This window comes from Devosia sp. Root105, assembly GCF_001424865.1.
In the GTDB taxonomy this organism is placed as follows: Bacteria; Pseudomonadota; Alphaproteobacteria; order Rhizobiales; family Devosiaceae; genus Devosia_A.
This window is the reverse complement of the sequence record NZ_LMCR01000012.1, coordinates 87444-106476: the sequence shown is the minus strand read 5'-3', so window position 1 is coordinate 106476 and position 19033 is coordinate 87444. Positions and strand designations below refer to the sequence as shown.

Here is a 19033-nt window from a genome sequence, read left to right as displayed (position 1 = left end):
CCACCCAACCTCTACCGCAACCAACCACTCGTCCTGATCTCGCTTCGGTGCAGCGGACGAGGGGAGGATGGCACGGGGTGGAAGGGGCGGGGATAAGTTCGGTGAGGGGGCAGGGTCGGATGGGCAGCGACGGCCCCAGCCGGACCGGCAAGCCCTCCATCCTCACCAACCTCGTTAGAACCTGATCCAGTCGCCGATGCACCGTGGTCGCCACAGCGTTTCTGGAGCAGTGACACGCAACGCTCATAGGTAGTCAGGCGGCGGGGGCCGGTCTAGAAGCGAAGGCCGCCGTGCATGTGCCCTTGCTTTCGGAAGTCACGGTAGGCCTCGACAGCCGCCTCAGCAGTAGAAGAGGATCCTCCAAGTAGTCCCGCGGTCGTGAGAAGTTCGTAGCCGTCTTGGAACAGGTTCGCGAACATGCGGTTGTTCTCTGTTCGCCACAGGAATATTCCACCTGGCGCCCAATACCAGATACCGCTGTTTGTCATCTCCTGGAGTCGCAGATGCGAGAACTCAAGAGCAACTAAGTGCTCAACGTCCGCATATAGTCGGCTGGCGGCTTGGTTTGGGAGCGCAATGACGGCGGCATCTGACGTGAAGAGCGGCTCAGCAAATTCACTTTGTGGATAATACTTCCTCTCGTGCCCTTCCAGCCATTTCCATACGTCTTGCTCAAGCACCAAATTTAGAGCGAGCACGAAGTGGCGACTTGTCTTTCCGTCCTGGAGGCGGAAGTGCATTATGTCCTTTGCGCGTTCCAGGTCGCCGCGTGCTAGTGTACCAGCCAATAGCCAATAGAAGCTGATGATCGCAGGCAGTTCCCTGAGGGCTACCCAGACGACATAGCCGGACTGCGAGTCGGTGACATAGCTAAGCGACCGAATTGCTTCAGCCGCTGCTTTGAGAGCTTGCGGGGTACCCCACCGGCCACAGATAAGCATCATCCGGCGAAGCTTTTCAGTCTGTGCCGCAATCTTACCGAGGAGAGCATTGAAGGAGGGAGCAGCAGGCGTATCCGTTGGCCACTGCTCGTCGACGAATGCTCGCAGTGCGGCAACTTCCTCTGAAAGGAGTTCAGTCCACTCCAACTCGAAGGTATCATCCCGCGAGTACTTCTTTGCGAGTGCCGTCGAGACAGATACCGAACTGGGGTGCGGACGATCGTACCTCTCCAGGGACGTTGTTGCGTCAACCAACCGAGAGGAGAATGAGTCCGCGTCGGTAATCTCAACGACACGTGCGCCACGGTGCTCGATTAGGTCACGTGCTGACGTTGACGGCTCGCCACGAGACGCCCAAAAAATGGGGTATCTGCGTGTCGGAGACCGAAGTAGCGCGTTTCGCAGCGCAGCATCCCAATCGCTCGACCAACCGGCGACCACAAGCCCGAACTGGTCGAATATGGTCTGTAGGAAGCCGTCCATTTGCTCGGAGTAACTAGATAGCTCCGTCTCTGTGTTCTTGATCCGGGCGTCCAAATAGTCGCCGTGCACCTTTACGACGGTGCAGGTTGAGTGGACTAGCGGAACCGCGCCGGCTAAGGCGTCATCGCTGGAGATTATCGTCGGCTCGATACGCGCGTTGCGTAGAGCGGTCTCAATGAGGCGGTCGAAGTTGGTCGTGATGATGACCCTGACTTTGCCGCTGGCGACCAACTGTGCGACCGCATCGTGGGCCTTTGTTGGCCGACGCAACTGGTCGCCTTCCGCGGGTTCGATAAACGAAGCAATGATGCTTCTTCTCTCCGCGGCAGTGCTACCCAAGGCATCAAGGACCTCGGAATAGGAGGGTTCGGACCCGTACTTTGTCTTGTACCACTTCGCTGGATCCGAGACGTCCGATGGTGACTCCAGCGTCCCCAGGCGACGGATCAACTCCAGAGTGATCTCCCACCCCGTCGGTATGCCAGCGCTTCGCGACAAGCCTGAGCCAAGCAGGAGTGCATACGCACCCCCGCCATGATGCATCGATAGAGCCAGAGCATCCAGTGGTGGAATCTCGGGCATTCTGCGCTACCGCTGCAGTAGCTTCTACCTCAGCTACACCCAGTCGTCGTCCCGCAATCCTCACAGACCATGCAGTGGCCCGACACCTTCATCCGCATCGAGTTACAGTTGCTGCACTGGTCCCCCGTATAGCCCTGCATCAGCGCCTGGGCGCGGAGCTGCCCAGCGTCCTGCTGGGTCGGCGGGCTCGGGATCGGGTTCAACTCGGCCTCGTTGAGCACGGTCGGACTGGTCTCGATCTTCAACGCCGTTGCGGCCTTCAGCGCCGTGACGGTTGAGGTCTGCATCGAGGCGACGGGGTTATAGGCCTGGGCGGCGGTGAGGCCGCCGGAGACCAGCATCAGGTTCTGGTCCTTCACCTTTCCTCGTGTCATCCCACGAGAAACCAGGTTCTGCGCCGGGATCGGGGCAGGGCGCTGGCCTTCGCCGCTCTGCGACAGCGCCGTCGGGCTGTCGGCGTGGACATGCGCCAGATCCTCGCGGTCGAGATAGGAGACGGCAAGCTCGCGGAAGATGTAGTCGAGGATCGAGGTGGCGTTCTTGATCCGATCGTTGCCCATCACCATGCCCGCCGGTTCGAACCGGGTGAAGGTGAAGGCCTCGACATACTCGTCGAGCGGCACGCCATACTGCAGGCCGAGCGAGATCGAGATGGCGAAGTTGTTCATCATGGCGCGGAAGGCAGCGCCTTCCTTGTGCATGTCGATGAAGATTTCACCCAGCCGCCCGTCATCGAACTCGCCGGTGCGCAGATACACCTTGTGGCCGCCGATATTGGCCTTCTGGGTATAGCCCTTGCGGCGGTTCGGCAGCTTCTCACGCTCACGGCTGACGCGCTCGATGATGCGTTCGACGATCTTCTCGGTGATCTGCGGCACGCGCGCCATCTGGTTGGCGGCGTTCAGCAGCTCGACCGCATCTTCTTCCTCGTCGTCCTCATCGGCGACCAGCGAGGAATTGAGCGGCTGGCTGAGCTTCGAGCCATCGCGATAGAGCGCGTTGGCCTTGAGCGCCAGGCGCCAGCTGAGCTGGTAGGCCTCCTTGGCGTCGGCGACGGTCGCGTCGTTCGGCATGTTGATGGTCTTGGAGATAGCGCCCGAAATGAACGGCTGCGCCGCCGCCATCATCAGGATGTGGCTCTCGACCGACAGGAAGCGCTTGCCGGTCTTGCCGCAGGGGTTGGCGCAATCGAACACCGGCAGGTGTTCGTCCCTGAGGAAGGGCGCGCCTTCCAGCGTCATCGAGCCGCAGACATGGATGTTGGCGGCCTCGATGTCCTTCTTGGAGAACCCCAGGAAGGCGAGGAGGTCGAACGTCATGTCGCCGAGCTGGGCGTCGGTGACGCCGAGGCTCTTCAGGAAATCAGCGCCAAGGGTCCACTGGTTGAAGATGAACTTGATGTCGAAGGCCGACTTGGTCGCGGCGTTGAGCGCGGCGATCTTCTCGTCGGTGAAGCCCTTGCTGCGCAGCGTTGAGGGGTTGATGCCCGGCGCCTGGTTCAGGTTGCCGTGGCCGACGGCATAAGCCTCGATCTCGGCGATCTGCGCCTCGGAATAGCCCAGCGTGCGCAGCGCCGGCGGCACCGCGTTGTTGATGATCTTGAAGTAGCCGCCACCAGCCAGCTTCTTGAACTTCACCAGGGCGAAGTCGGGCTCTATACCGGTGGTGTCGCAATCCATGACGAGGCCGATGGTGCCGGTCGGGGCAATCACCGAGACCTGCGCATTGCGGTAGCCGTGCTTCTCGCCCAGCGTCAGCGCATCGTCCCACACCGCCTTGGCGCGGGTCGAGAGCGTATCGTCGCCGATCGAGGCGTGGTCGAGCGCCACCGGGTTGATCGAGAGGCCCTCATAGCCGTCGGTCTTGCCGTAGGCAGCGGTCCGGTGGTTCCGGATGACGCGCAGCATGTGCTTGGAGTTGCGCGGATAATCCTGGAACGGGCCGAGTTCGCCGGCCATTTCGGCCGAGGTCGCATAGGAAACGCCGGTCATCACGGCGGTGATGGCGCCGGCAATGGCGCGGCCCTGGGCCGAGTCATAGGGAATGCCTGAGGTCATCAGCAGGCCGCCGATATTGGCGTAGCCGATGCCCAGCGTGCGGTAGATGAACGAGCGCTCGGCGATCGCCTTGGACGGGAACTGCGCCATCATCACCGAAACCTCGAGGACCACGGTCCAGAGGCGGGTGGTGTGCTCGAACGCCGCGACATCGAACGACGAGTCGGCGTTGCGATAGGGGAGCAGGTTCACCGAGGCGAGGTTACACGCCGTGTCATCGAGGAACATGTATTCCGAGCAGGGGTTCGAAGCGACGATCTCGCCGGCCTCGGGGCTCGTGTGCCACTCGTTGATGGTGGTGTGGAAATGGATGCCCGGATCGGCCGAAGCCCAGGCGGCGTAGCCGATCTGTTCCCACAGGTCGCGCGCCTTGACGGTCTTGGTCACCTTGCCGGCCTTGGTGCGGCTCAACAGGTCCCACGTCCCATCGGTCTCGACGGCCTTGAGGAAATCGTCGGTGACGCGGACGGAATTGTTCGAGTTCTGCCCTGATACGGTGAGGTAGGCTTCGCTATCCCAGTCGGTGTCGTAAACCGGGAAGTCGATGTCGGTGTAGCCCTGGCGGGCGAACTGGATGACGCGCTGGATGTAGTTCTCGGGAACGAGCGCCTTCTTCGCCGCCTTCACTTCGCGCTTCAGCGCCGGGTTCTTGTTGACGTCGAAGCAATCGTCGCCGGTGCCTTCGCAGTTCACCGCGGCCTTCATGATGGCCTTGAGCGCCTTCGACACCACCTTGGAGCCGGTGACGAGCGCCGCGACCTTCTGCTCCTCCTTCACCTTCCAGTTGATGTAATCCTCGATATCGGGGTGATCGATATCGATCACCACCATCTTGGCGGCGCGGCGGGTGGTGCCGCCCGACTTGATGGCGCCGGCAGCGCGGTCGCCGATCTTGAGGAACGACATAAGGCCCGAGGACCTGCCGCCGCCGGAGAGCTTCTCACCCTCGCCGCGGAGCTTGGAAAAGTTCGAGCCGGTGCCCGAGCCATATTTGAACAGGCGCGCCTCGCGCACCCACAGGTCCATGATGCCGCCCTCGTTGACGAGGTCGTCGGTCACCGACTGGATGAAGCAGGCATGCGGCTGCGGATGCTCGTAGGCGGATTTGGACGAGGTCAGCTTGCCGGTGAAGGGGTCGACATAGAAGTGACCCTGGCCGGGGCCGTCGATGCCATAGGCCCAGTGGAGGCCCGTGTTGAACCACTGCGGGGAATTGGGGGCAACCCGCTGCGTGGCCAGCATGAAGCAGAGCTCGTCGAAGAAGGCGCGCGCATCTTCCTCGCTGGCGAAGTACTTGCCCTTCCAGCCCCAGTAGGTCCAGGTGCCGGCGAGACGCTCGAACACCTGGCGGCTGTCGGTTTCCGAACCATAGCGCTCCGCTTCGGGGAGCTTGGCCAGCGCCTTCTCGTCGGGAACCGAACGCCACAGCCAGCTCGGCACGTCGTTCTCTTCGACGCGCTTCAGGATCTTGGCGACGCCGGCCTTGCGGAAATATTTCTGCGCGATGATGTCGGCAGCCACCTGCGACCAGGTCGAGGGGACCTGCATGCCCTCGAGCTTGAACACGATCGAGCCGTCGGGGTTCTTGATCTCGCTCGTCACCGAGCGGAATTCGATCCCCGCATAGGCGCTGTCATTGGCTTTCGTGAACCGACGTTCGATGCGCATTTGTCTATATATTCCCCAATAAAGCGGACAGGAAAGCCCGCGAGCCGCCAAGGACGGCTTCTGCCTCTTTGTATGACGCTGTCTAACTGACCGTGAAAAACGGCCTAGGAGCCCCGTTTGGGACCTTCGGCGAACTGTCGCCGCCGCGTGGTCCCGGTCGTCCGTCGTGCCGTCTGAACAAGCCCGGCGCAACCCCGAAAGGATGCGTCCGATGCTTCGAGTCGGTCAATGCCGAGGCATGATCACAACATACAACTGCTAGTGGCATTGCTCGGATCCAACGGCTAAATCCAGTATCTCATATGTGGATTACGGGGAAAAGTTCCAACCCCGATTCGACGCGTAAGAGGGTCAATTTTCGGTACCGCACCCTCGCGAACCGCTGGTGGAATCGGCGCTAAACCACGGGAAATCGGCCACTCTTTCGCCACCTTTGAGCACCGCTTGAAGATGAACCGGCCGGGCTAAGTGAGGGGCAGTTTTCGGTGCGAATCCTGTCAAGCGCATTATTTCCGTCACAAATCGACGACCATACACAGCGCCCTCTGGTGGGTCGGCACACCATAGGTAGAGGGCAGGGCAGGCTCGCCTTTATGCTAGGCGGGTGCGCCCCGGCATGTTAGAGCCACAGGCAGAAATGGCGGGCGATTTGTCCCGCGCGAACGGCTTCTGAGACGGGTTCAGACGGTATGGCGAACGGCGGCATGAAGGACTTCCTGATCGAGATCCTGGCCTGGTGGCGGGGCAACACCTGGGGCACGCGCCTCTGGATCGCCACGCAGGGCGAGTTTGTCGGCGAAGACGAGACCGGCAACCGCTACTACCGCTCCAAGAAGGGTTCGAAGCCCGGCCCCAACGGCTACGAGCGCCGCATGGTGATCTATGCCGGCGGCTATGCCGAGCCCACCACCATCCCGCCCGGCTGGTATGGCTGGATGCACTACCGCACCAACACCCCGCCGACCGAGCAGGATTACACCGCCCGTTCCTGGCAACTGCCGCACCAGCCCAACCTCACCGGCACCGCCGCGGCCTATCGCCCGGATGGCAGCCTGCTCAGCAAGGGCGAGCGCCCGCGCGTTACCGGCGATTACGACGCGTGGTCTCCAGAATAATCCCGACCATCGTCCAGCCCATGCAGATGGTCCGCAAGGCAGTTGCCGTCGTTCTCGCCAGCCTTGCGCTGGCGACGCCTGTGCTGGCCGAAACGATCGCCAATCCGGTCGCCCAGTTCTCCGGGCTCGACAAGATCACCGGCCGCATCACCACGTTCGATGTCTATATCGATGAGACGGTGCAGTTCGGGGCGCTGCAGATCACCCCGCGCGCCTGCTACACCCGGCCACCCACCGAGACGCAGCGCACCAGTGTGTTCGTCGAGGTCGACCAGGTGAGCCTCAAGGGCTCGATCGACCGCATCTTCACCGGCTGGATGTTCGCCGACAGCCCGGCGCTCAACGCCATCGACCACGCGGTCTACGATATCTGGCTGCTCGACTGTAAGCAGAGCTCAGATGTTCCGCCGCCATCGGCTGACGCAGGCACGGGCGGCTAACCACCACCGCAACCACGATCAAGTCAGGCGCCTGCCTCTTGCGCTTAGCTCCTCCCGTCCCGACGAGAGGAGCCCAAAATGCTCAGCACCCCTGAGATCGTTAGCCGCCCCGACCAGCCGTTTGCGGCGATCCGCATCAGCCTCGACCGCGGCGAAATCCCAAGCAAGGCGCCGCCGCTGATCGGCGAGGTGGCCGGCTGGCTGGCTGCGCAAGGCGCCGCCCCGGTAGGCGCGCCATTCTTCAGCTATCTCGAAATGCCGGAGGACGGGCCGATGGTGATAGAGGTCGGCTTCCCCACCGCAACGCTGCTCGCCGGCGATTCGAGGGTGAGGACCGGCACCATCCCGGCCGGCCGCTTTGCGACGCTGATCCACACCGGACCTTATGACGGGCTCTATGAGGCCAACGTCGCACTCGGCGAGTGGCTCGGGAAGCAAGGTATCCCGCATCCGATGCCGGAAGACGCCCCCGGCGAATACGACGCGGCCCTGCTGGAAATCTATGCCACCGACCCGGCCGACGAACCCGACCCGCAGAAGTGGGAAACCGAGGTAGCGTTCCGGCTGGGCCGCTAGTGCCCTTCATGGATGAGTTGAACCACCGGCAGAGTCAGTGAGTGATCGCAGGTGGGTGGTATGGCACACGGTGGTCGAGCTGACCCACTGGCATCACCCCACCTACGATGTCATCCCAGCGAAAGCCAACGCGCCGCGGCGCAAGTGGGTAGATGGGTACCAGCTTTCGCTGGGATGACAGCCGGTGGTAGGGCCGGTACCGAGCCCAACCCTTGGGCCGGGCGCCTCATAGTGAATGCTCTAATCCGAGAAAAGTACCGGCCGGCCCGGGAGAGGAACCGGCCGGCCGGAGTTATCCTGCCCGGGCGAGGATGTCTTTTGCGCCGCTCACCAGTTGCGCGGCGGCGTCCTCCGGCGCTTTGGCGCCAAAGCCGATCTCCTGGCTCAACGTGCCCAGCAGCGACAGGCTGATCTCGCCCGCCGCGGCTGGCGGCGGCGGCGGGATTGGTCCAAGCAGCTCGCCCAGATTGGCGAAGAAATCGAGGGTCTGCCGCTCGAGGTCGTTGAGGCCATCGACGATATGGTCGCGTGAGGCCGCCGAACTCGGGATGCCGCGCTCGAGGCCAAGCAGGCTCGCCGCTTCGAGATCGCGCACGAAGAAGTTGATCAGCTCGACCGCCTCGTCCTTGACCCCGGAGGTCGCTGCCAAGGTCCACATCATCGTCGGCTTGCGGTATTGCCCGCCTTTGCCGCCTGCCATCGCCAGCGGCATGTTGCTGACGGCCAGCTTGTCCTTGACCAGCGCCTGGTAGGCGATCAGTTCGTTGACCCCGGTAAAGCCGCTGGCGGCGCGCCCGGTCACCAGCATGCTGGTGTCGATGGTGCCCGTCGAAATCGCCTGCTCCTCGGCGGTCACGCACGCCTCTTTGCTGCGGAGGTCGGCCCAGAGGGTAAACCACTCGGCCGCATCAGCCGTGTCGAAGGCCAGCTCACCTGTGGGGGTATAGAGCGCCTTGCCGCGCTGTCGCAGCCAGTTCTCCAGCGCCGGCTCGTTGCCCGATCCATCGGGCAGCATGCGCATCCCGGCATTGGCAGCGTTGAAATCGCCGACCATCCCCGCGAGGTCGGCATAGGTGGTGGTCGCCCCGGGCACCGGCAGGCCGGCGCGTTCGAAGGCGCTGGCATTGACCTGCAGGCAGAAGCCGCCGGCGCCCATGCTCACGCCGTAGAGTTTGCCGTCGACCCGCCCGGCCTCGATCTGGTCGGCATCGAAATCGCCGAGATCGAGCGTCTTGCCGAGGTAGTCGTCGAGCGGCGTCAGCGCGCCGCGCTGGGCGTATTCGACGATGTAGCGGTAATCCATCTGGATCAGGTCGGGCGCGTTGCCGCCGGCGGTCTGCGTCGCGACCTTGGTCCAGTAGTCGTTGAACCCCATGAACTCGCTGGCCACCGGTGCGGTGCCGAACTTCTTCTGGAACAGGTCGAACACCGCGAAGGTTCGTTCGGCGCGCGCCTGGCCGCCCCAGAAGATGGCGCGGACGCCGTCCGACTGCGCCCGCGCGGCCGGCGCCAGCGCTGCTGCTCCCAGCAGCGCCAGGGCGCCCTGCAGCACGGTTCTGCGACGTGTGGTCATATCGTCTCCTCCTCGTTTGTTTGCGTGTTGTGTTGCGCGCGGCGCCGGTCCTCCCCGGGCGTCGTCGCGAAGTAGGATTTGTACTGGCGCGAAAAGTACTGGGTCGTCGAATAGCCCAGGATCGAGCAGATCTCCCCGATGCTCATCGAGGTGGTCTGCAACAGGTTGCGCGCCTTCAACAGCTTGGTGGATTTGACGAAGCTCGCCGGGCTCACCCCATAGATGCGCCGGAACGTGCGGGTGAAATGCGAGCGGCTGCGAAACACCGCTCCGGCGAGCTCGGAGACATCGTCGTGCTCGGCGGGCATTTCGAGCACCTTGTTGGCCAGCTCGATCACGTCGCGGTCGAGCCGCGAGCTCGGCACGTCTCCGGGCTGCAGCTGCAGCGCCGCGCCCTGCAGTTCGTCGAGCACCGCCCGCAGCAGCATGGCGCTGCGCCGGCCATTGGCGGCGAGGCCCGCCAGCTCCGCCGCATGCAGCTGCACGACCTTGCGGGTCACCGCATCGATGAACAGGAAGTCGGGCGTCCAGCACCAGACCGGGGGCAGGGGGGCGTCGCCTGCCTCATAGGCGTAGTTGAGAAAGGTGACGCCCAGCGGATTGGCTGGGTTGTGCTGCGCCCGGTAGATACCGTCCGGCCGCATCACGCACGTTACCCCGGGCAGCAGGGCAATGTGCTCACCGCCTGATGTCACCAGTTCGCCTTCCCCAGCCCAGATCAGCCAGATGCGATAATTGTCGTGCTTGGCCGGATCGGAGACGAACGACCAGCCCGGATCGCACCGGATCCGCCCCACCGGCGCGCGCAGTTCGACGCCCGGCTCGCCGGTCTCCGATGCTCTGGCGGCCCTCTCGTTCAACAGGTTGCTCCGGCGCCTTCACCGCCGAATATGGCCAGTCGCTCCACCTGATCGCTCGGTTGCGCCTTCTGGTCCATGTAGTGGAACTGCAGCGCTCGGCGCCGCTGCGCCGAGTTGTTCGATGGCGTGCCATGCGGCAACAGGCCATCGAAGAACATGCCGTCGCCCGGGCGCAGCGGGAAGGCTACGGACTTGCGTCCCGCGATGTCGGTATCGCAGATCTGCCAGTCGCGGCGCCGGAAGTGGTGGATGGGCCCAAGCTTGTGCCCGCCATCCAGCACCTGCATGCAGCCATTGGCGATGGTGGCCTCGTCGACCGCGATCCACACACCCACGATGCGGGTGCCCAGCGGATAGTCGAAAAACGCATGGTCCTGGTGCCAGGGTTTTTCGCGGCCGCCGCGCGGCGGCTTCAGCAGCGCCATATCCTGGAACAGCCGCACGTCGCGCTCGAGCAGGTGCCGGCAGATCGCGCCGATCCGCTCGCCCAGCGCGATCCCGGCCAGCCGCTCCTCGTGCGGCACGAAATCGTAGAGCTTGCGCACGGCGTCATAGCGCTCGGCCGCCGTCATCGTATCGATGAGTTCCTTGTATCCTTTTTCGTAAGACACGCCGGAGAACAGCGGCACCCGACCCTCGATCAGGTCGTCGATCGCGGCTTTGGCGCTGGCCAATTCGCCTGCATCCAGCAGCCCTTCCACCGATAGCCAGCCATGCTCGCGATAATGCTGGCGCGATGCCGCGGTCAACGCCGTGGCGATATTCACGCGCGGGGCACTCGATTCCGGGTCGTAGAGCCCGTCCTGGTAGGTCCCGCCCTGTTCCTGGTCGAATTGCAGCATCGTCCGTGATCCCACTCTCCGGAGCTCGCCTTCGGCTCTCGTTGCTAGCGATAGTCACGCCAAACCGCAGCCGATCCAAGGCTACGAAGTCAGCGAAGTTGTGCACTTTTCGCGCATTGTGACGACGCGGCGGACGCGGCCTGGCCCAAGACTTGGCCCAGGACTTGACTCGATGCGCTACCCGGTATTTAACAATCGTGTTATTTAACACGCGTGCAAAATATGGTCACCGATGCCCTCAGCCTCACTCTGTCCGCGCTCGCCGACCCAACGCGGCGGGCGATCTTGCAGCGGCTGAGCCAGGGGGAGGCGTCGGTGAGCGAGCTGACCGCGCCGTTCGACATTTCGATGCCGGCCATCTCCCGCCATTTGAAGGTGCTGGAGCAGGCCGGCCTCGTGGCGCGCACCCGGCATGCACAATGGCGCCCGGTGCAGCTCAACGCGGCGCCGCTGGCGGAGCTGGCCAACTGGGTCGAGCGCTATCGCCGGCACTGGGACCAGAATTTCGCGCGCATGGATGCGTACCTCGCCGAACTTCAGAAGGGGAACCCCAATGGCCCAAAGCAATAGCGTCACGGCCGAACAGGCAGCCCTGGTGCTGGAGTTCGACCGGCTGTTCGACGCGCCACGGGCCCTGGTCTGGCTGATGTTCAAGGAGCCAGAGCACATGGTGCGCTGGCACGGGCCGGAGGGCTATGCGCTCCTCAACTGCGACATCGATTTCCGTGTCGGCGGCAGGTGGCGGCGCTGCATGAGCAACGGCCCGGGACACGCCCACTGGATCCGCGGCGAGTATCTCGAGATCGTCGAGCCGCGCCGGCTCAGCTTCAGCTACATCAACGAGTATGACGGGTTCGAGACCGTGGTGACGATGGATTTCGTCGACGAGCACGGCAAGACCCGCATGTATTTCCGCCAGACCCCGTTCATCAGCGTCGAGGAGCGCGATGGGCATGGCTGGGGCTGGAAGAGCGGCTTCGATGTGTTCGACCGCTATGTGGCGCAGTTCATCGACGACGACTGGAGCCCCAAGGGCCGGCCGCGCAGCGATGGCGTCGCCGAGGATATCGTCGCGGCGCGGCGCCGGGCCGTGGAGAGCAAGCGGGAGGATGACAATGCTCACTCTACCAACGATCGTTGAGCGGACGGCTCAACCCTATGTCGCCATCCGCAAACGGGTGACGATTCCCTTCGGCGAAGTGATAGGGCCGACCATGGATGCCATGTTTTCCGCCGTAAAAGCCAAATCCCTGCAACCGGTTGGGCCGGCATTCTTCAAGTACAACATCGTCAATATGCCCGATCTCGAAATCGAGTTCGGCGTGCCTGTAGGCGCTCCGGTGGCGAGCGACGGCCAACTGATCGGCGGCACGCTGCCGGCCGGCCGCTACGCCCAGACCACCTATTGGGGGCACTACGACAACCTGATGGATGTGAACGCCATCCTCATTGGTTGGGCCAAGGAAAAGGGCCTGGCGTGGGATGCGATCGCCGGCAGCGATGGCGATCATTTCGCCGCGCGGCTCGAAATCTATCCCAACAGTCCGGACGAAGAGCCCGACCCGGACAAGTGGGAAACCACCGTCGCCATCAAGATCAGGGATTGAGCCATGCTGCTTAAGGGTCGGACGGCCATCGTTTATGGCGCCTCCGGCGCAGTCGGCGGCGCCGTCGCCAAAGCCTATGCCCGGGAGGGCGCGCGGGTGTTCCTCGCTGCGCGCAACCGCGAGCGGCTTGAAGCTGTAGCGGCTGAGATTGCCGCAGCCCGCGGCAGGGCCGAGGTCGCTCCGGTCGATGCGACCGACCACGATGCGGTCGAGGCGCACCTCCAGGCGATTGTCGCCAAGGCCGGTCGGGTGAAGGTGATGTTCAATGCCGTGGCGGTTGACGACACCCAGGGCCAGAAACTCATCGATATGCCGCGCGACAAGTTCATCGCCCCGATCGTTACCGGAATGAAGACCTGGTTCTCCACCGGCACGGCCAATGCCCGTCACATGGCGGCCAATGGCGGCGGCGTCATCGTCGGCATTTCGGCGAATGCCGCCCGCGAGGCCTATGACATCATGGGCGGCTTCGGCGTGGCGATGGGCGCCATCGAACACTTCCTCCGCCACCTCGCGGTCGAGAACGGTCCTGCCGGCGTGCGCTGCGTCTGCGTCCGCTCGCCCGGTTCGCCCGACGCGCCAGGCGTGCGGGAGGCGTTCCTGCTGCACGCCAGGGAGGAGGGGATCACCCTCGAGGAAGCCGAACGCCGGGCCGGCGAGCGCACACCACTCCGCCAACTGACGCCGCTGGCCCAGATCGCCGATGTCGCAGTGCTGCTGTCCTCGGACCTCGCGGCTTCCATGACGGCGACGGTGGCGAATGCCACTGGCGGAGCGCAGGTGGATTAACGTTAGTTGCGATGCGTCACGGAGCGAGCCCCCCTCTCCCCTCAGGGGAGAGGGTAGTGCAGCCCGGACCTTTAGGTCCGTAGCGTAACTCGGGTGAGGGGTTCAGCTTCTCAGCGAGCGCTCGTTGCGCCGCTTCACCCCTCAACCGGCCTTCGGCCACCTTCTCCCCTGAGGGGAGAAGGAATGGAGTTGCTCGGCACCGCCCAACCGCTCAGAAAAACTCATCCAGCAGCGTGTACCACTCGAGCTTCGCCCGGTCCGGCTCCGCAATGCCATAGGCCGCGAGGAACGCCGGGATCGAGGCCGCCCCATAGTTCCAATCGAGGCTGCGGCAGGCCAGCGCCAGGTCCTGGTAACGGTCGGCTACGCCCAGCCGGCCGCAATCGATGAAGCCGGTAAAGTGCCCATCCTCAGCCATGAAGTTGGGAAAGCAGGCGTCGCCATGGGTGACGACGAGGTCCTCGGCTGTCGGGACGCCGGCGATGAGCCGGGCATAGTCCGCCGGGCCCTGGTCGGGGTCGTCGCCGTCATAGAGCCCGGCATGGTAGCGCGCCGACGCAGCGGCAACGCGGATGCTGGCGCGATGATCGAACGGGCAGCTCGCGGGATCGAGCCGGTGCAACTGCCGCAGCGCTTCGGCGACCAGCCGGACAGCCGTCTCGGCCGTCACCTCTGAGGTGGACGCCAGGTCATGCCCGGGCATCGCCGTCATCAGCAGCCAGTGCCGGCCGCCATGGTCGGCCGCGTCGATCACCGCGGGGCAGGGCAGCCCGGTATCATGCAGCCAGCGCAGCCGCTCGATTTCGCCCGGCAGCTCGGCCAGCGGCGAGATCGGCTCGGACTTGATGAAATGCGCGGTTCCGGCCCGATACACCCACGCGCCGGATTCGCCGATGGTCTGCGGCACGAGGTCGATGTTGCACACCCAGCCGGGCGGCAGGTCTAGTGGTCGCATGCGAAGAAATCACCCTGGTGCCGCAGCGCCTCGGCGAGGCGCGCCTCATAATCCTCGCGCGGGATCTCGATGCCGCCGAAGGTGCGAAGGTGATCGGTGACGAACTGCGTGTCGAGCAGGTGATAGCCGCCGGCCACCAGCCGCTCGAGCAGATGTGCCATGGCGATCTTCGAGCAGTCGGTCTTGCGATGAAACATCGACTCGCCGAAGAACGCCGCGCCCAGCGATACCCCGTAGAGCCCGCCGACCAGCGCAGCCCCATCCCACACCTCGACGGTGTGGACGATGCCGCGCTCGAACAGCGCGCCATAGAGGCGGCGAATCTCGGGGTTGATCCAGGTCGACTCGCGGTCGACCCCCGCCGTGGCGCAACCCTCTATGGTGCCGGCGAAATCGGTATCGACCTTCACCTCAAAGGGGTGGGTGCGCAGCGTCTTCCTCAGGCTTTTCGAGATGTGGAAGTCGTCGAGCGGGATGACGCCACGCTTCTGCGGGCTGACCCAGAACAGGTCCGGCGAATCCGCATCCTCCGCCATCGGGAAAATGCCCGCCTGGTAGGCCCGGATGATCAGCTCGGGCGTCAAATCGATGGCGAACGGATCGGGCTTCTTGCTCATGGACCGAATATGGGCCTGGCCGGTCGACGAAACAACGCCAAAGCGGGCTTGCAACCGCCGCAAACGCACGCGATATCCCTGACACCGTGGTAGTCAGATGAACAAGTGAGTGCGGCGCATCCTCATCGCGATCGTTACCTTCGCAGTCCTGTTCGTCGCCGCGGGCGGTGTCGGCACCTCCATGCTGATGAACCACCTCTTAACCCCCGGCGGGGTCGACTGGAGCGGCGCCAATAACCCCAACCCGCCAACCGACCCCTACGAGCTCGGCTATCGCGGCGACCCGCTGACCGCGTTGGGGCTGCCGTTCGAGACGGTGAGCTATACGACCGAACTTGGCGCGGCCGAGGCCTGGTTCGTGCCGGCCGCCAATATGGACGGTCCCTGGGCGATCTACGTGCACGGCATCGGCGGCATCCGCGAGAACGGCTACCGGCAGCTGTCGATCCTCAATGAGGCCGGCATCCCGACGCTGCTGATCACCTATCGCAATGACAAGGGCGCGCCGTCACCGGAGAATGCCATCTACAGTTTTGGCGTCGAGGAGTGGCGTGACCTCGATGCGGCGGTGCGCTGGATATCGGAGCGTGGCGCTCCGAGCATCATCCTCGCCGCGGATTCGATGGGTGGCGGTATCGTCGGGCAGTTCCTCAAGCACTCCGCCGAAACCGACAGGGTGGTCGCCCTGGCGCTCGATGCCCCGGCGCTCGATTTCACCGAGGTGGCCGCCGACAAGATCGGCGCGCGGATGATCCCGCTGGCCCGCACCCTGGCGCGCGCCGGCATCATCGCTTTCGACACCTATCGGAAAGCCCGGCTCAACGAGGCGATCAGCCTCGACGCAGTGGCAAAATTCCCCGGCCCGGTGTTTCTCGCCCACGGTACCGCCGACGCGCTGGTGCCGATCACCATCAGCAAGCGCCTGATCGCGGCGCGGCAGGAGCCGACCACGTTCCTCCAGACGAAAGCCAACCACCTGCTGTCGTTCAAGGAAAGCCCCGCGCGCTATCGCGCCGAGATGGGTGGGTTTCTGAAGAGTCTCGGAAGCTAGAGCGTTTCGTTGAAACGCTCCGGGCTCAGCGGATCACCAGCCGCACCAGCAGCGGCAGGCTGATCGCGGCAAGCACGACCGGCAGCATCAGGACGAGGGCGTCGAGGTAATCGATCATGTGCGGCATGGCACGATCTCCTTAGGATGGCGATCCATGCCACCCCACGGCTGAACCGACGCTGGAGTGCTCGTTCAGATTTCGTTAACGAGTCAGGGGCCCCGGGGCAGCGCGGCGATTGCCTTCTCCCCTTGCGGGAGAAGGCGAACCGGTGCCCGTTGCAGCCGCGTGGTCCGCACCGAGGCATCCAAAAAGAACATCCCCGCTTTCGCGGGGATGCATCGAACTTGGGGACGTGCCATCGCCTGACTGTCAGGCCTTGTTGTCCTTGAGGAACTTTTCCAGCCAGTGGATGTCGTAGTTGCCGGCGATGATGTCCGGTTCCTTGATCAGCCGCTGGAACAGGGGCAGGGTGGTCTTCACCCCATCGACCACGAACTCGTCCACCGCGCGGCGCAGGCGCTGCAGGCATTCGGCGCGGGTGCGGCCATAGACGATCAGTTTGCCGATCAGCGAGTCATAGTAGGGCGGGATCGAGTAGCCCTGGTACACTGCACTGTCGACACGCACCCCGACCCCACCGGCAGGATGGTAGAACTGGATCTTGCCGGGCGAGGGCGCAAAGGTCTGCGGGTCCTCGGCGTTGATGCGCACTTCGATAGCGTGGCCGGTGAACTGGACGTCCTTCTGCGCCAGGCTGAGCTTTTCGCCCGAGGCGACGCGGATCTGTTCGTAGACGATGTCGACGCCGGTGATCCGCTCGGTCACCGGGTGCTCCACCTGCAGGCGGGTGTTCATCTCGATGAAGTAGAACTTGCCGTCCTCGTACAGGAACTCGATGGTCCCGGCGCCCGAGTATTTGAGCTTGCGCATCGCGGCGGCGCAGATTTCGCCGATCTCGGCCTGCTCGTCGGCGGGGACGGTCGGCGCCGAAGCCTCTTCCCACACCTTCTGGTGCCGGCGCTGCAGCGAGCAATCGCGGGTGCCGAGGTGCACCGCGTTGCCCTGGCCGTCGCCGAGCACCTGCACTTCGATGTGCCTGGGCTTGCCGAGGTACTTTTCCATATAGACGGATTCATTGCCGAAGGCGGCCTTGGCCTCGGCCCGCGCCGTCGACCAGGCGATCAGTACGTCGGCTTCGGTCGCGGCAACCTTCATGCCGCGCCCGCCACCACCGGCAGTCGCCTTGATCAGCACCGGGTAGCCGATCTCGGCTGCGGTCTGCTTGGCCTCGGTCTCGGTCTTCACTTCGCCTACCGAGCCGGGGACCACCGGAATGCCGAGCTCCACCGCCGTCTTCTTGGCGGTGATCTTGTCGCCCATGATCTCGATATGGTGCGACGAGGGGCCGATGAAGGTGATCTTGTGTTCCGAGAGGATGCGGGCAAAGCGCGCATTCTCCGACAGGAACCCATAGCCTGGATGCACGGCGTCGGCGCCGGTGATCTCGCAGGCCGCCATGATCGAGGGGATATTGAGGTAGCTGTCCTTGGCCGGCGGCGGCCCGATGCAGACGCTTTCGTCGGCGAGGCGCACATGCATGGCGTTGGAGTCGGCGGTCGAATGGACGGCCACCGTCTGAATGCCGAGCTCCTTGCAGGCCCTGAGGATGCGGAGCGCGATCTCGCCGCGGTTGGCGATGAGGACCTTCTGGAACATCCTGGGTTTACTCGATCACGACGAGCGGCTGGCCGTATTCGACCGGCGAGGCGTCTTCGACGAGGATGCGGGTGACGGTGCCCGAGCGATGCGCCGGGATCTGGTTCATCGTCTTCATCGCTTCGATGATGAGGACGGTCTGGCCTTCCGACACCTTGGTGCCGATGCTGGCGAAGGCGGGCTTGCCCGGCTCGGGCGAGAGATAGGCCGTGCCGACCATCGGCGAGGTCAGGGTGCCCGGGTTCGAGCTCAGGTCGTCGCTGGCGGGCGCGATGCCTGCCGCGGAGCCGGCCGGAGCCGTCGGCGCTGCGGCGGCATAGGCCGCGGGAGCCGGCGCGTAGGCCGGCACAGCGACCTGCTGCACCGCCTGGCTGGCATAGGAGCGGGTGACGCGGACGCGCAGGTCGTCGCGTTCGATCTCGATCTCGGCAAGGTTCTGCTCGTTGAGCAGCTTGGCGATGGCCTCGATCAGTTCCTGATCGGTATTCGGGGACGACGCCTTGGTCATATTCTGCCTCTTAGAGTTTTTCGGCCAGTGCGTGGAGCGCCAGCCTATATCCGGTAGCGCCCAGACCGCAAATCACCCCCATCGCCACCGGCGAAACGTAGGAGTGATGGCGGAACGCCTCACGGGTGTAGATGTTGGAGAGGTGAACTTCGATCACCGGCAACGCCACGGCGCGAAACGCATCGTGGATGGCGATCGAGGTGTGCGAATAGGCGCCCGGGTTGATGACGATGGCGTCGAAATTGCCCAGCGCCTCTTGGATCCAGGTGACCAGTTCGCCTTCGATATTGGATTGCTTGCAGGTGACCTCGAGGCCGAGCGTCTTGCCTTCGGCAATCGCCATCTTCTCGATGTCGGCAAGCGTCTGCGAGCCGTAGGTCTGGGGCTCGCGGGTCCCGAGCATGTTGAGGTTCGGGCCGTTGAGAACAAGGACGCGGTGAGCCATGGTTCGTGCCTTTTGCACTGGCCCCCCAGCGGGCGCAAGCGTGGCGCGGAGTAATGCACGAAAAAGGGCGGATTTGCGGCGGCTGGGCGGGTCAAACGCCGCTTTACGCGGTGGCTGTGGACCCCCACCCCTGTCCCCCCCCGCAAGGGGGGAGGGAGACGCTCCCACCGGCGTCAGTGTTTTGGTCTCCCTCCCCCTCAGGGCGAC

The 19033-nt window shown here is 64.2% G+C and carries 18 protein-coding genes; 8 read left to right on the top strand and 10 right to left on the bottom strand.

Annotated features, from left to right (window positions below):
- Positions 1-272 precede the first annotated feature (272 nt).
- Together ASC68_RS09125 and ASC68_RS09120 are read right to left on the bottom strand one after the other, a co-directional pair.
- Entirely contained in the window at positions 273-2006 is a 1734-nt protein-coding gene (locus tag ASC68_RS09125; protein ID WP_082528028.1) for an SIR2 family protein, read from the bottom strand.
- Positions 2007-2035: 29 nt separating this feature from the next.
- Positions 2036-5731 (bottom strand): vitamin B12-dependent ribonucleotide reductase, encoded by a 3696-nt coding sequence (locus ASC68_RS09120; RefSeq protein WP_055878037.1) that lies wholly within the window; start codon positions 5729-5731, stop codon positions 2036-2038.
- Positions 5732-6435: 704 nt separating this feature from the next.
- Between ASC68_RS09120 and ASC68_RS09115 the strand changes: the two genes are divergently transcribed.
- The 3 genes from ASC68_RS09115 to ASC68_RS09105 all read left to right on the top strand — a co-directional run bounded on the left by ASC68_RS09115 (position 6436) and on the right by ASC68_RS09105 (position 7862).
- Entirely contained in the window at positions 6436-6846 is a 411-nt protein-coding gene (locus ASC68_RS09115; RefSeq protein WP_055879769.1) for an NADH:ubiquinone oxidoreductase subunit NDUFA12, read from the top strand.
- A gap of 26 nt (positions 6847-6872) precedes the next feature.
- A complete protein-coding gene (locus ASC68_RS09110) occupies positions 6873-7286 on the top strand; it encodes a DUF2155 domain-containing protein (protein WP_055879767.1) in 414 nt (137 codons plus the stop codon).
- 78 nt (positions 7287-7364) lie between these two features.
- Complete coding sequence (locus ASC68_RS09105; RefSeq protein ID WP_055878036.1) at positions 7365-7862, top strand: GyrI-like domain-containing protein; 498 nt, start codon at positions 7365-7367, stop codon at positions 7860-7862.
- 292 nt (positions 7863-8154) lie between these two features.
- On the opposite strand, the gene ASC68_RS09100 is transcribed toward ASC68_RS09105, so the two are convergent.
- From ASC68_RS09100 to ASC68_RS09090, 3 genes are read right to left on the bottom strand one after another with little or no spacing between them, the layout of a single operon-like run.
- Complete coding sequence (locus tag ASC68_RS09100) at positions 8155-9435, bottom strand: extracellular solute-binding protein (protein WP_055878034.1); 1281 nt, start codon at positions 9433-9435, stop codon at positions 8155-8157.
- Positions 9432-10295, bottom strand: coding sequence for an AraC family transcriptional regulator (locus ASC68_RS09095; RefSeq protein ID WP_055878032.1), 864 nt, complete (start codon positions 10293-10295; stop codon positions 9432-9434). Before ASC68_RS09095 ends, ASC68_RS09100 begins: the two co-directional genes overlap by 4 nt.
- Positions 10292-11137: a phytanoyl-CoA dioxygenase family protein gene (locus tag ASC68_RS09090; protein WP_055878031.1), complete on the bottom strand. Its 846-nt coding sequence runs from the start codon at positions 11135-11137 to the stop codon at positions 10292-10294. The genes ASC68_RS09095 and ASC68_RS09090 overlap by 4 nt, the downstream gene beginning before the upstream one ends.
- 222 nt (positions 11138-11359) lie before the next feature.
- Between ASC68_RS09090 and ASC68_RS09085 the strand changes: the two genes are divergently transcribed.
- From ASC68_RS09085 to ASC68_RS09070, 4 genes are read left to right on the top strand one after another with little or no spacing between them, the layout of a single operon-like run.
- On the top strand, positions 11360-11707 hold the full coding sequence (locus tag ASC68_RS09085; protein WP_055878029.1) for a metalloregulator ArsR/SmtB family transcription factor: 348 nt from the start codon (positions 11360-11362) through the stop codon (positions 11705-11707).
- Positions 11691-12278, top strand: coding sequence for an SRPBCC domain-containing protein (locus tag ASC68_RS09080; RefSeq protein ID WP_055878027.1), 588 nt, complete (start codon positions 11691-11693; stop codon positions 12276-12278). Before ASC68_RS09085 ends, ASC68_RS09080 begins: the two co-directional genes overlap by 17 nt.
- A complete protein-coding gene (locus ASC68_RS28275; RefSeq protein ID WP_197421146.1) occupies positions 12253-12744 on the top strand; it encodes a GyrI-like domain-containing protein in 492 nt (163 codons plus the stop codon). Before ASC68_RS09080 ends, ASC68_RS28275 begins: the two co-directional genes overlap by 26 nt.
- Before the next feature lie 3 nt (positions 12745-12747).
- A complete protein-coding gene (locus ASC68_RS09070; protein WP_055878023.1) occupies positions 12748-13533 on the top strand; it encodes an SDR family oxidoreductase in 786 nt (261 codons plus the stop codon).
- A gap of 211 nt (positions 13534-13744) precedes the next feature.
- Here ASC68_RS09070 and ASC68_RS09065 read toward each other — a convergent pair whose 3' ends face one another.
- Both ASC68_RS09065 and aat read right to left on the bottom strand, forming a co-directional pair.
- Complete coding sequence (locus tag ASC68_RS09065) at positions 13745-14488, bottom strand: APH(3') family aminoglycoside O-phosphotransferase (protein ID WP_055878021.1); 744 nt, start codon at positions 14486-14488, stop codon at positions 13745-13747.
- Entirely contained in the window at positions 14476-15105 is a 630-nt protein-coding gene (gene aat, locus ASC68_RS09060; protein ID WP_055878019.1) for a leucyl/phenylalanyl-tRNA--protein transferase, read from the bottom strand. The genes ASC68_RS09065 and aat overlap by 13 nt, the downstream gene beginning before the upstream one ends.
- A gap of 109 nt (positions 15106-15214) precedes the next feature.
- Here aat and ASC68_RS09055 point away from each other — a divergent pair, with 109 nt between their 5' ends.
- The gene (locus ASC68_RS09055) at positions 15215-16156 is read left to right on the top strand and encodes an alpha/beta hydrolase (protein ID WP_055878017.1); all 942 of its coding nucleotides are present in this window, start codon (positions 15215-15217) and stop codon (positions 16154-16156) included.
- Positions 16157-16526: 370 nt separating this feature from the next.
- Here ASC68_RS09055 and accC read toward each other — a convergent pair whose 3' ends face one another.
- The 3 genes from accC to aroQ are packed head-to-tail and all read right to left on the bottom strand — an operon-like array spanning position 16527 to position 18826.
- Positions 16527-17873, bottom strand: a complete 1347-nt coding sequence (gene accC / locus ASC68_RS09050; RefSeq protein ID WP_055878015.1) for an acetyl-CoA carboxylase biotin carboxylase subunit — start codon at positions 17871-17873, stop codon at positions 16527-16529.
- Positions 17874-17880: 7 nt separating this feature from the next.
- On the bottom strand, positions 17881-18381 hold the full coding sequence (gene accB / locus ASC68_RS09045) for an acetyl-CoA carboxylase biotin carboxyl carrier protein (protein WP_055878013.1): 501 nt from the start codon (positions 18379-18381) through the stop codon (positions 17881-17883).
- 10 nt (positions 18382-18391) lie between these two features.
- Positions 18392-18826, bottom strand: a complete 435-nt coding sequence (aroQ, locus tag ASC68_RS09040) for a type II 3-dehydroquinate dehydratase (protein ID WP_055878011.1) — start codon at positions 18824-18826, stop codon at positions 18392-18394.
- Positions 18827-19033 lie beyond the last annotated feature (207 nt).

Bases quoted from the DNA above. Each gene is read 5' to 3' on its own strand.
- ASC68_RS09125 (WP_082528028.1), bottom strand. From the start codon at position 2,006: ATGCCCGAGATTCCACCACTGGATGCTCTGGCTCTATCGATGCATCAT.
- ASC68_RS09120 (WP_055878037.1), bottom strand. From the start codon at position 5,731: ATGCGCATCGAACGTCGGTTCACGAAAGCCAATGACAGCGCCTATGCG.
- ASC68_RS09115 (WP_055879769.1), top strand. From the start codon at position 6,436: ATGAAGGACTTCCTGATCGAGATCCTGGCCTGGTGGCGGGGCAACACC.
- ASC68_RS09110 (WP_055879767.1), top strand. From the start codon at position 6,873: ATGGTCCGCAAGGCAGTTGCCGTCGTTCTCGCCAGCCTTGCGCTGGCG.
- ASC68_RS09105 (WP_055878036.1), top strand. From the start codon at position 7,365: ATGCTCAGCACCCCTGAGATCGTTAGCCGCCCCGACCAGCCGTTTGCG.
- ASC68_RS09100 (WP_055878034.1), bottom strand. From the start codon at position 9,435: ATGACCACACGTCGCAGAACCGTGCTGCAGGGCGCCCTGGCGCTGCTG.
- ASC68_RS09090 (WP_055878031.1), bottom strand. From the start codon at position 11,137: ATGCTGCAATTCGACCAGGAACAGGGCGGGACCTACCAGGACGGGCTC.
- ASC68_RS09085 (WP_055878029.1), top strand. From the start codon at position 11,360: ATGGTCACCGATGCCCTCAGCCTCACTCTGTCCGCGCTCGCCGACCCA.
- ASC68_RS09080 (WP_055878027.1), top strand. From the start codon at position 11,691: ATGGCCCAAAGCAATAGCGTCACGGCCGAACAGGCAGCCCTGGTGCTG.
- ASC68_RS28275 (WP_197421146.1), top strand. From the start codon at position 12,253: ATGCTCACTCTACCAACGATCGTTGAGCGGACGGCTCAACCCTATGTC.
- ASC68_RS09070 (WP_055878023.1), top strand. From the start codon at position 12,748: ATGCTGCTTAAGGGTCGGACGGCCATCGTTTATGGCGCCTCCGGCGCA.
- ASC68_RS09065 (WP_055878021.1), bottom strand. From the start codon at position 14,488: ATGCGACCACTAGACCTGCCGCCCGGCTGGGTGTGCAACATCGACCTC.
- aat (WP_055878019.1), bottom strand. From the start codon at position 15,105: ATGAGCAAGAAGCCCGATCCGTTCGCCATCGATTTGACGCCCGAGCTG.
- accC (WP_055878015.1), bottom strand. From the start codon at position 17,873: ATGTTCCAGAAGGTCCTCATCGCCAACCGCGGCGAGATCGCGCTCCGC.
- accB (WP_055878013.1), bottom strand. From the start codon at position 18,381: ATGACCAAGGCGTCGTCCCCGAATACCGATCAGGAACTGATCGAGGCC.
- aroQ (WP_055878011.1), bottom strand. From the start codon at position 18,826: ATGGCTCACCGCGTCCTTGTTCTCAACGGCCCGAACCTCAACATGCTC.